General features: G+C 71.0%; 3 protein-coding genes. All 3 read left to right on the top strand.

Annotation, left to right across the window (positions count from 1 at the left end; translation table 11 throughout):
• On the top strand, positions 1 to 1,352 hold a 1,352-nt coding region (locus VGD85_RS20795; RefSeq protein ID WP_331065341.1), incomplete at its 5' end, for a polyribonucleotide nucleotidyltransferase.
• A 109-nt stretch (positions 1,353 to 1,461) separates the two neighbouring features.
• Complete coding sequence (locus tag VGD85_RS20790) at positions 1,462 to 2,706, top strand: pitrilysin family protein (RefSeq protein WP_331065340.1); 1,245 nt, start codon at positions 1,462 to 1,464, stop codon at positions 2,704 to 2,706.
• A gap of 17 nt (positions 2,707 to 2,723) precedes the next feature.
• The coding region (locus tag VGD85_RS20785; protein WP_331065339.1) for a CYTH domain-containing protein at positions 2,724 to 2,926 on the top strand (203 nt) is incomplete at its 3' end.

The raw sequence follows: 2,926 nt of genomic DNA, 5'->3' as shown, positions 1-2,926 counted from the left end.
GCGAGCTCCGTGTCGACGAGCTCAAGGAGAGCCTGCTGGAGAAGCTGGCCTCGCAGTTCGAGGGCCGCGAGAAGGAGATCGGCGCGGCGTTCCGCTCGCTGAACAAGTCGCTGGTCCGCGAGCGCGTGCTGCGCGACAAGGTCCGCATCGACGGTCGCGGCCTGGCCGACATCCGTCCGCTGCACGCCGAGGTCGGCGTGATCCCGCGGGTGCACGGCTCGGCGCTGTTCGAGCGCGGTGAGACCCAGATCCTGGGCGTCACCACCCTCGACATGCTCAAGATGGAGCAGCAGCTCGACACGCTCTCGCCCGAGACGCACCGCCGCTACATGCACAAGTACGTCTTCCCGCCGTTCTCCACCGGTGAGACCGGTCGCGTGGGCTCGCCCAAGCGCCGCGAGGTCGGCCACGGTGCGCTCGCGCGCCGCGCCATCCTCCCCGTGCTGCCGAACCGCGAGACGTTCCCGTACGCGATCCGTCAGCTCTCCGAGGCGATGGGCTCCAACGGCTCCACCTCGATGGGCTCGGTCTGCGCGTCGACGCTGTCGCTGCTCCAGGCCGGCGTGCCGCTCAAGGCGCCGGTCGCGGGCATTGCGATGGGCCTGGTCTCCGGCGAGATCGACGGCCAGCTCCAGTACGTCGCGCTCACCGACATCCTCGGCGCCGAGGACGCGTTCGGCGACATGGACTTCAAGGTCGCCGGCACCCGGGAGTTCGTCACCGCGCTGCAGCTCGACACCAAGCTCGACGGCATCCCGGCCGAGGTCCTCGCCCAGGCGCTGACCCAGGCCCGCGACGCCCGCCTGACGATCCTCGACGTGATGGCCGAGGCCATCGACGCGCCCGAGGAGATGTCGGTCTACGCCCCGCGGATCATCACGATCACGATCCCCGTCGACAAGATCGGCGAGGTCATCGGCCCCAAGGGCAAGATCATCAACCAGATCCAGGACGACACCGGCGCGTCGATCTCGATCGAGGACGACGGCACCATCTACATCGGTGCCACCAACGGCGAGGCCGCCGAGGCCGCCAAGAACGCCGTCAACGCGATCGCGAACCCGACGATGCCCGAGGTCGGCGAGCGCTACCTCGGCACGGTCGTCAAGACCACCAACTTCGGTGCGTTCGTCTCGCTGATGCCCGGCAAGGACGGCCTGCTGCACATCAGCAAGCTCCGTTCGCTCGCCGGCGGCAAGCGCGTCGACGCCGTCGAGGACGTGGTCTCGGTCGGCCAGAAGATCCAGGTGCAGATCGCCGAGATCGACGACCGCGGCAAGCTGTCCCTGGTGCCGGTCGTCGAGGACGACGCGGCCGCCGCCGACGCCGAGAGCACCTCCGAGGAGGACTGACCACCTCGTGGGTGACGCTCCTGTGTTGACCCGCCCGAAAGATTCGGGCGGGTCAACGCCTTCTCCGGGGACACGCACGCTGCAGACGACCACCGACGCCTCGGGGCAGGTGACGTCGCGGGTGCGGCGTACGGTCCTGCCCTCGGGCCTGCGGGTGATCAGCGAGCACCAGGCCGGGGTGCGGTCCGCCGCGATCGGCGTCTGGGTCGGCGTCGGCTCGCGCGACGAGAGCCCGGCGCTGCACGGCTGCTCGCACTTCCTCGAGCACCTGCTGTTCAAGGGCACGGCCGAGCGGTCCGCGCTGGACATCTCGGTCGCGCTCGACGCCGTGGGCGGTGAGTTCAACGCCTTCACCGCGAAGGAGTACACCTGCTTCCACGCGCGGGTCCTCGACGAGGACCTGCCGCTCGCGGTCGACGTGCTCGGCGACATGATCACCTCCTCGACGATCGCGCCCGAGGACGTCGAGGCGGAGCGCGACGTGATCCTCGACGAGATCGCGATGCACGACGACGACCCCGACGACGTCGTGCACAACCTGTTCGCCGAGCAGGCCTGGGGCGACAGCCCGCTGGGCCGCCCGATCGCCGGCACGGTCGGGTCGATCCGGTCGCTCTCGCGCGAGCAGGTACGCCGCTTCTACAAGCGCCACTACCGGCCCGGCAACGTCGTGATCGCCGCCGCCGGCAACGTCGACCACACCGCGCTGGTGCGCCAGGTCCGCAGGGCGTTCGCCCGCAACGGCTGGCTCGACGCCCCCGGCACCCCGGTCGCCCCGCGGCACGGCTCACGCAAGCGGGTGCGCGCCGGGTGCCTGACGGCGACCCGTCCCTTCGAGCAGGTCAACGTCGTGCTCGGCACGGAGGGCCTGCGCCGTGACGACGAGCGCCGGTTCGCGCTCGGCGTCCTGAACACCGCGCTCGGGGGCGGCACGTCCTCGCGGCTGTTCCAGGAGATCCGCGAACGGCGCGGTCTGGCCTACTCGGTGTTCTCCTTCGCGACCCATCACGCCGACTCCGGGCTCGTCGGCGTCTCGGTGGGGTGCCTGCCGAACAAGCTCGACGAGGTGCTCGCGGTGGTGCGCGAGGAGCTCGCGAAGGTCGCCGAGTCCGGCATCACCGACGAGGAGCTGGTCCGCGGCAAGGGGCAGCTGCGCGGCGGCCTCGTGCTCGGCCTGGAGGACACCGGGTCGCGGATGTCGCGCATCGGCAAGGCCGAGCTGGTCCACGACCAGCTGCTGAGCATCGACGAGGTGATCGCGCGCATCGACGCGGTCACGCTCGAGGAGGTCCGCGAGATCGCCGCCGAGGTCTTCGCCCGCCCGGAGATCCTCGCGGTCGTCGGTCCGGCCTGACGCCGAGGGAGCAGCCGATGCCGACCGAGCACGTCGAGGTCGAGCGCAAGTACGACGTCGCGCCGGGTGACGGCGAGCTGCCCGACCTCTCCGGCGTGCCCGGAGTCGCCGGGGTCAGCCAGGTCGAGGAGGTCGACCAGACGGCGACGTACGTCGACACCGAGGACCTCGCGCTCCTCGGGGCCCGGATCACGTTGCGCCGCCGGACCGGCGGGGTCGA

The organism is Nocardioides sp. (genome assembly GCF_036401255.1).
Classification (GTDB): Bacteria; Actinomycetota; Actinomycetes; order Propionibacteriales; family Nocardioidaceae; genus Nocardioides.
The sequence above is the reverse complement of the archived record's forward strand: the minus strand, read 5'-3'. Positions and strand labels throughout refer to the sequence as shown.